Origin of the sequence: Pseudoalteromonas sp. MelDa3 (assembly GCF_002863625.1) — a bacterium.
GTDB classification, from domain to species: Bacteria; Pseudomonadota; Gammaproteobacteria; order Enterobacterales; family Alteromonadaceae; genus Pseudoalteromonas; species Pseudoalteromonas arctica.
The window spans coordinates 1-7,345 of the sequence record NZ_PJBR01000257.1 but is presented as its reverse complement, the minus strand read 5'-3'; the positions used below and the strand labels follow the sequence as shown (position 1 = coordinate 7,345).

Annotated in this window: 8 protein-coding genes and 1 pseudogene; 8 read left to right on the top strand and 1 reads right to left on the bottom strand. The window is 41.1% G+C overall.

Going from position 1 to position 7,345, the window contains the following annotated elements:
- The 5 genes from CXF89_RS20865 to CXF89_RS20845 all read left to right on the top strand — a co-directional run.
- Positions 1-839, top strand: an 839-nt coding sequence (locus CXF89_RS20865; protein WP_121955659.1) for an acyl-CoA dehydrogenase family protein, incomplete at its 5' end; no start/stop codon positions are given.
- Positions 840-849: 10 nt separating this feature from the next.
- Positions 850-1,641, top strand: a complete 792-nt coding sequence (locus tag CXF89_RS20860; RefSeq protein ID WP_121955658.1) for an enoyl-CoA hydratase — start codon at positions 850-852, stop codon at positions 1,639-1,641.
- The gene (locus CXF89_RS20855; RefSeq protein WP_121955657.1) at positions 1,641-2,792 is read left to right on the top strand and encodes an enoyl-CoA hydratase/isomerase family protein; all 1,152 of its coding nucleotides are present in this window, start codon (positions 1,641-1,643) and stop codon (positions 2,790-2,792) included. Before CXF89_RS20860 ends, CXF89_RS20855 begins: the two co-directional genes overlap by 1 nt.
- A gap of 10 nt (positions 2,793-2,802) precedes the next feature.
- Positions 2,803-3,702 (top strand): 3-hydroxyisobutyrate dehydrogenase, encoded by a 900-nt coding sequence (gene mmsB, locus CXF89_RS20850; RefSeq protein ID WP_121955656.1) that lies wholly within the window; start codon positions 2,803-2,805, stop codon positions 3,700-3,702.
- Between the two features lie 9 nt (positions 3,703-3,711).
- Positions 3,712-4,491, top strand: a complete 780-nt coding sequence (locus tag CXF89_RS20845) for an SDR family oxidoreductase (protein WP_121955655.1) — start codon at positions 3,712-3,714, stop codon at positions 4,489-4,491.
- Between the two features lie 74 nt (positions 4,492-4,565).
- On the opposite strand, the pseudogene CXF89_RS20840 reads toward CXF89_RS20845, so the two are convergent.
- Positions 4,566-5,533: pseudogene (locus CXF89_RS20840) on the bottom strand (integron integrase).
- 240 nt (positions 5,534-5,773) lie between these two features.
- On the opposite strand from CXF89_RS20840, the gene CXF89_RS20835 reads away from it, so the two are divergent.
- From CXF89_RS20835 to CXF89_RS20825, 3 genes are all read left to right on the top strand, one after another.
- The gene (locus CXF89_RS20835; protein WP_121955654.1) at positions 5,774-6,181 is read left to right on the top strand and encodes a hypothetical protein; all 408 of its coding nucleotides are present in this window, start codon (positions 5,774-5,776) and stop codon (positions 6,179-6,181) included.
- A 106-nt stretch (positions 6,182-6,287) separates the two neighbouring features.
- Positions 6,288-6,794: a hypothetical protein gene (locus CXF89_RS20830; RefSeq protein WP_145990863.1), complete on the top strand. Its 507-nt coding sequence runs from the start codon at positions 6,288-6,290 to the stop codon at positions 6,792-6,794.
- 104 nt (positions 6,795-6,898) lie between these two features.
- Positions 6,899-7,261: a hypothetical protein gene (locus CXF89_RS20825; protein WP_121955652.1), complete on the top strand. Its 363-nt coding sequence runs from the start codon at positions 6,899-6,901 to the stop codon at positions 7,259-7,261.
- Positions 7,262-7,345: the final 84 nt, after the last annotated feature.

The window sequence follows — 7,345 nt, the reverse complement described above, 5'->3', positions numbered from 1 at the left end:
ACAAATACGTAGAGCAATTAGTCATGGGCGAGTTACTTGCCTCTTATTGTTTAACAGAGCCAGGGTCGGGTTCAGACGCCGCATCACTTAAAACAAAAGCCGTGCTTGAGGGCGATGAGTACGTTATTAACGGCTCAAAAATGTTTATATCGGGCGCGGGCGAAACCGAAGTATTAGTTGTAATGGCACGTACAGGCGGCGAAGGCGCTGCGGGTATTTCGGCATTTGTAGTGCCTGCCGACGCAAAAGGCGTTGAATACGGCAAAGCAGAAGAAAAAATGGGTTGGAACGCACAACCTACACGCCTAATTAGCTTTGAAGATGTACGCATTCCTGCACATAACTTATTAGGCGCAGAGGGCGAAGGCTTTAAATTTGCGATGCAAGGCCTTGATGGCGGTCGAATTAACATTGCCACATGTTCAATTGGTACAGCGCAAGCGGCGCTTAATACCGCCCGTGAATATTTAAAAGAACGTACACAATTTGGTAAACCACTCGCTGCGTTTCAAGCATTGCAATTTAAAATTGCCGATATGAACACCGAGCTTGTAGCTGCGCGCCAAATGGTTAGGCTTGCTGCATTTAAACTTGATAATAACGACGTTGAAAAAACCACTTACTGCGCCATGGCTAAACGCTTTGCTACTGATGTTGGCTTTACCGTATGTAACGACGCACTGCAAATTCATGGTGGTTACGGTTATATAAAAGAATACCCGCTTGAGCGCCATGTACGTGATGTACGCGTTCATCAAATTTTAGAAGGCACTAACGAAATTATGCGTGTGATTATAGCGCGCCGTATTTTAGCTGAGTCTGCAAGCGACGTTTTATAAGGAGCAATGTATGTCAGAATCTAAATCTAATCCGAGTATTGAACTAACAACCGAAGGTCATGTTGCTATTTTAACTATGTCTAACCCGCCAGCAAATACCTGGACAAAAGACACCCTAGTTGATTTAAAAAATACCGTTAACGCGCTTAATAATAATAAAAATATTTATGCATTAGTACTGACTGGTGAAGGCGAGAAGTTTTTTAGCGCGGGTGCCGACCTAAACGTATTTGCTGGTGGCGATAAAGGCGTAGCCGCCGATATGTCGCGTGTATTTGGTGAAGCATTTGAAGCGCTTAGTAATTTTAGAGGCGTGTCGGTTGCAGCCATAAACGGCTATGCAATGGGCGGCGGGCTAGAAGTCGCTCTTGCGTGCGATATACGTATTGCGGAAGAGCAAGCACAAATGGCGCTCCCTGAAGCTAAAGTTGGGTTATTACCGTGTGCGGGTGGCACACAAAATTTAGCATGGCTAGTTGGCGAAGGCTGGGCAAAACGCATGATTTTATGCGGCGAGCGCTTAAAAGCTGATAAAGCCCTGCAAATTGGATTAGTGGAAGAAGTAGTACCACAAGGTGAAAGCTTTGCGGCGGCATTAAAACTTGCCAACCAAGTGGCCGATCAAAGCCCTACCTCAGTTGCAGCATGTAAAACATTGATTCAAAAAGGGCGCCATCAACCAATGGCAAGTGTATTGCCTCTTGAGCGCGAGTTATTTGTTGGTTTATTTGATACCGAAGATCAACAAGAAGGTGTAAATGCCTTTTTAGAAAAACGCCGCGCTAACTGGGTAAACGGCTAATGAGTGCTTTAACATTATTAAATAGCGCTGATGAGCCCGTAGTATTTGAAACTGCAACCGCAGAAAATGGCAGTTTAATAGGGCTTATTACACTTAACGCACCAAAAGCATTAAATGCGCTTAATTTTGAGATGATCAAATTACTTGAACCGCAATTGCGAGCTTGGCAAGACGATGATGCTATTGCAATGGTGTTGTTAAAAGGCGCAGGCGATAAAGCATTTTGTGCCGGTGGCGATGTTGTGAGCCTTCATCGTGCGATGGCGCAAGGTAAACCAACAAGCCTAGTTGAGGAGTTTTTTACGCTCGAGTACAAGCTTGATTATCTTATTCATACCTTTGATAAACCAATCCTTGTTTGGGGTAACGGCATAGTGATGGGCGGCGGTTTAGGGCTAATGGCCGGTGCTAGCCACCGCGTTGTAACCGAAACATCTCGCATTGCCATGCCAGAGCAAACCATAGGTTTATACCCAGATGTAGGCGGGAGTTACTTTTTACATAAAATGCCACAAAACGTCGGGTTATTTTTAGGGCTAACGTCAGCATCAATTAACTGCGACGACGCGCGTTTTGTATTGCTTGCCGATCACTTTATCGATAGTAATAAATATGATGCCATGCTTGCGCAAATTTTAACTGCAAAGTGGGGCAAAACTGCGAGCTTAAATCATGAGCGATTAACCGATTTACTCACCGGTTTAGACAACCAGTCGGCGCCTATGCCTAAAGGCAATATAAAAGCTAATTTAAAAACGATTCAAAAATTGGGTGAGTTTAAAACCTTGCAAGAACAAGTTGATTATATTTTAGGGCTAGCTACTGACGATAAATGGCTACAACGGGCCCAAAAGTCACTAAAACACGGATGCCCACTAAGTTGCGCACTCGTTAGTGAGCAATTAAAAACAAGTAAAGGAAAAAGCTTATTAGCGTGTTTTAAAATGGAGCTAGGTATGTCGGTTCGCGCTGGCGAAGTAGGTGAGTTTCAAGAAGGTGTAAGGGCACTACTAATAGATAAAGACGGCGCACCGAATTGGCAATACAAAACACTTAGTGATGTACCACAAACAATAATAGATAGCTTTTTTGCTAACCGCTTTGGCGAAAACCACCCTCTCAATGGCTTAGACACGCCATCACACAAATAAAGGAAAGACGATGACTAAACTAAATATTGGTTTTATCGGCTTAGGTAATATGGGCGGCCCAATGGCGGCTAACTTAATTAAAGCAGGCCATACTGTTAGCGTGTTTGATTTAAACCAGTCGGTCGTAAATGAGCTTGCAAGTAAAGGCGCAAAAGCAGCAGTTGATGCAAAGCAGTGCGCAACCAATGCTGACGTACTTATTAGTATGTTACCAGCGGGCAAACATGTTAAGTCGCTTTACTTAGGTAATAATGACGACAGCGGTTTAATTAACGTGCTGAGCAACAATACATTAGTAATTGATTGCTCAACAATAGATGCAGAATCAGCACGTATTGTAGGCAGTACACTTGGCGAGCAGGGCATTAGCTTTGTAGATGCACCGGTATCGGGCGGCGTTGCAGGTGCAACAGCAGGCACACTTACTTTTATTGTTGGCGGCGAAAAAGCCGCGTTTGATAAAGCAAATACAGTGCTTAGTGATATGGGTAAAAACATATTTCATGCAGGCGATATTGGCGCAGGACAAGTAGCAAAAATATGTAATAACATGCTACTCAGTATTTTAATGGCAGGCACCAGCGAAGCACTGCAAATGGGTATTAACAACGGCCTCGATCCTAAAGTACTTAGCGACATAATGACCGCAAGTTCTGGGCGAAACTGGACGCTTGAACTTTACAACCCTTGCCCAGGTGTAATGGATACAGCCCCTGCAAGCAACGATTATAAACCAGGCTTTATGGTCGATTTAATGGCTAAAGATTTAGGCCTTGCCATGGAAGCCGCGCAGCAAAGTAATTCATCAACCCCTATGGGTTCAATGGCTAAAAATTTATACACTATGCTGCAGCACCAAGGTGCGGGTAGTGATGACTTTAGTGCCATTTTTAAACTGTTTTCTAAGTAGGAGTAACGCGTGGAAATTAAAAATAACACGGTAGTAATAACCGGTGGAGCACAAGGTTTAGGCTTTGCAATGGCGCAAAAGTTTGCACTTATGGGTGCTAACATTGCTTTAATAGATATGGCGCAAGACTTATTAAACACAGCATGCGAGCAACTTATGCAATTAATGCAGCTTGAAGGTGTAGCTAGTACTATTAAAGGTTATGCCGCAAACGTAACAAATGAGAGCGAAGTAGAAAACGTATTTAATACCATTAACAGCGATTTTGGCCACATTGGTGTGCTTATAAACAACGCCGGTATTTTACGCGACGGCATGTTTATAAAGGCAAAAGACGGCAAAGTCGTTAAAAAAATGTCTCTTGAGCAGTTTCAATCAGTGATTGATGTAAACCTAACCGGTGTGTTTTTAGCAGGGCGGGAAGCTGCAAGCCACATGATTGAGTCTGGTAAAGGCGGCGTTATAGTTAATATGTCGAGCGTAGCGCGCGCAGGTAACATAGGCCAAACAAACTACGCGGCATCAAAAGCAGGCGTAGTGGCACTTACCTCCACATGGGCTAAAGAACTTGGTCGTTTTGGTATACGTGTAGGCGCTATTGCACCAGGTGTAATAAGCACCGCCATGACCGACGCCATGAAGCCTGAAGCCAAACAACGTATGCTTGCAGTAACGCCAGTAGGGCGTTTAGGCGAAAGCGACGAAATTGCGCATACTGCACAATACATAATTGAAAACGACTTTTTTACCGGTCGCGTGGTTGAAATAGACGGCGGCATTCGTTTGTAAAGTAAGCTAGATTAAGGTTGATTCAAAAAGCATGGCGCTTGTGGGCTGTGCTTTTTTGTTTTAAATCGGGGAGATTATAATCTTGAAAAAGGGCTGATAACCCCGTTTGCACCTTGCTGCAATACATGAGTATAAATTTGTGTGGTTTTAACATCAGAATGGCCAAGCTGAGCTTGAACAGTTCTTATATCGGCGCCATTTTGCAGTAGATGAGTAGCAAAAGAGTGCCTTAATGTATGAGGTGTTATTATTTTTGTTAACCCTGATTTTTGGACGGCTTTTTTAACCTCTTTTCTAATACAAGAGTGATGAAAATGATGTCGCCTTATTTCACCACTTTGAGGATCTGAACTTAACATATGAGAAGGAAATAAATACTGCCATGCTAGTGTTTTTGCGGCTGAAGGATATTTTTTTGTTAAGGCATATGGCATCCACGCGCCGGCATATTTAGTGTTATTTAAATCAAGCTTTAGGTAGTCATCAACGTTTAAAATTTGAGTTCTCAGCATAGGGATCAGCTCTGTAGCGAGCGTTACAATACGATGTTTATTTCCTTTGCCATTCCATACTTGAATACATTTATAATCAAAATCAATATCTTTCACCCTTAATTGCACCGCTTCCATTACTCTTAAACCACTTCCATACATAAGGGCTGCAATTAAATAATAGCGCTTATTTAAATGAGCCATCAACATTTTAACTTCCTCTGGGGTCATCACGACAGGGAGCTTTGCTTGTTTTTTACTACGGGCAAAATTTAAATTTAATGAAAGTTCGTTTTTTATTATATGTTTGTATAAAAATGACAATGAATTGAGTGCAGTGGCTGCGTACGTGGTGCAACGTTTTGCTTTAACACTAAATGTTCTAAGTAGCACTCGACTTCATTGTCTCCCATTGAGGCGGGATGGCGTTTATTATGAAAATGGATATAAGATGCAATCCATCTTAGGTACGTATCTACGGTGCGTAATGAATACTGACGTACCAACATATAATCGGCTATATAATTTAAAAATGGAGAGCGTGTTTTCATATTACCACCAATAATATAACTGTATTTATATACAGTATAGTTGTACTGCTCCCATATTCAAGAAAATGAGCGACGAGCGCATTTTGTCTTTTATTGAGAGTTTGTGTGCTAGTAAAAAATTATATATAGCAATGTGTTAAGTTATTTGGTAAAAATGATTTATTGAATACATGAGCGTGACATTGGCAGATATATGCGCGATGAGCGCACTATAAAATTGTTAGCTGTACAGGGACGGATATGTTGTTACGGATAGTTGAGGAGAATATTCAAAACGAATTTCCTTCCCTTCAATACTCGATGAATGAAAGCAATGATACTTTAATCATCAAAGGACCAAATGATCGTGTTGGGAATATTGAGATCGAAGATGAGTTAGAGGAAATTATCGTAATGGTCGGTAATTTTACTCATTGGCATGCCGCATGTTACGACCAAACTATAAGTAAGGATGAAAGAGACAAACAGGTTTCGTCTGAAATTATTGATTTCTTACGAGATTTATTTTCCAATAAACTTATTCTCTGGGGTAGCCATCAAACCAGCGGTGGATTCTACAACATTGATCTTGCTCTTAATGAACAAGATTCACCTTGTGAGCCAAGTGAAGTTGAGCAGTATTTTTGGTCAGGTGAAAAGTACAGCTAACAAGTTACTCAAACGGACGCTAAACAGTTGGCTAGCTTCGTTCCTCGCAATTTTAGCCAACAATTTATCGCCGCTTAGTAAGGCGTTAGCAAGCAAGGAAAGCACGGTGAAATATTCGATATTATTTTTACTACTTTGTAATCTAGTTTCATTTAGTAGTTCTGCCTGCTCAATAGCCGGTTGGAGAATGTTTTCTCCAACTCCTGACAGTTGGAATGCTGTAACCCTTGACCAACCAGAAAATGGATTCTTTTGGGAATTAGTACCACAGCCCGTTGTTGAGTTAAGTAATGTATCTCGAGGTTCAGGCAAACGAAGTTCTTCTTGTTCTGATTTCGGAATTATAGAGTTAAGCGTATCTCTGCCAGAAACTAGTTCATATAAAATTTCTGATTTTGGTGTTTACGTTAGGCTCATCGACGGAAAGCAGCCGGATCTAATATTTCCAGATACGCCTATGACTGGTCGTATAGAAAGTGGTGTTATGAAATTGGTATTCCCTTGGTTAGAGCCTCAAAACACGAAGATAATGCCGTTAAATTTAACATTAGATATATTTCTGGTATCACATAGACTTAATGTGGGTAAATCTGTCAAACTTGTAGTTAAATAGCTTGCTAACAAGCTAATTAATAAGGACAAAAAACAGTTGGCTGTTTTCGTTCCTCAACATTTTAGCCAACAATTTTTTGCCCATTATTAGGGCGTTATGTACCTATGAAACTTAAATTAGCATTGGTGATAATCTTTATAGCTTTGACTGCGCTAGTTTGGCAGCCAGCGAAGACTTTTCTTCTCCAAGATTCGTGTTTAGACAATGGAGGGAAATGGGCATCAAATGGTAACTTTTGTATTTATCAAAATTGCGCTGAAACTAGTTCTTGCAAACCAAGCTATAGAAATAACTCAATTTGCGAAGAGTTAAAGTTAGGTATATCTCAAAACGAATTGTATTTTCATTTAGGTATGCCTGAATCTAGCTCAGATAATAATTTTATATTTACAGGTGGTGGCGGAGAAAACACAATTCAAGCAACCATAAAATCTGGTAAAGTTGTTAAATTACAATGCGGTACATAACAAGCCAATTAAGCGGGACTAAAAACAGTTTGCTCGGTTTCGCTTCGCTACACATTTTAGCAAACAATTTTTAGCCCCTTATTG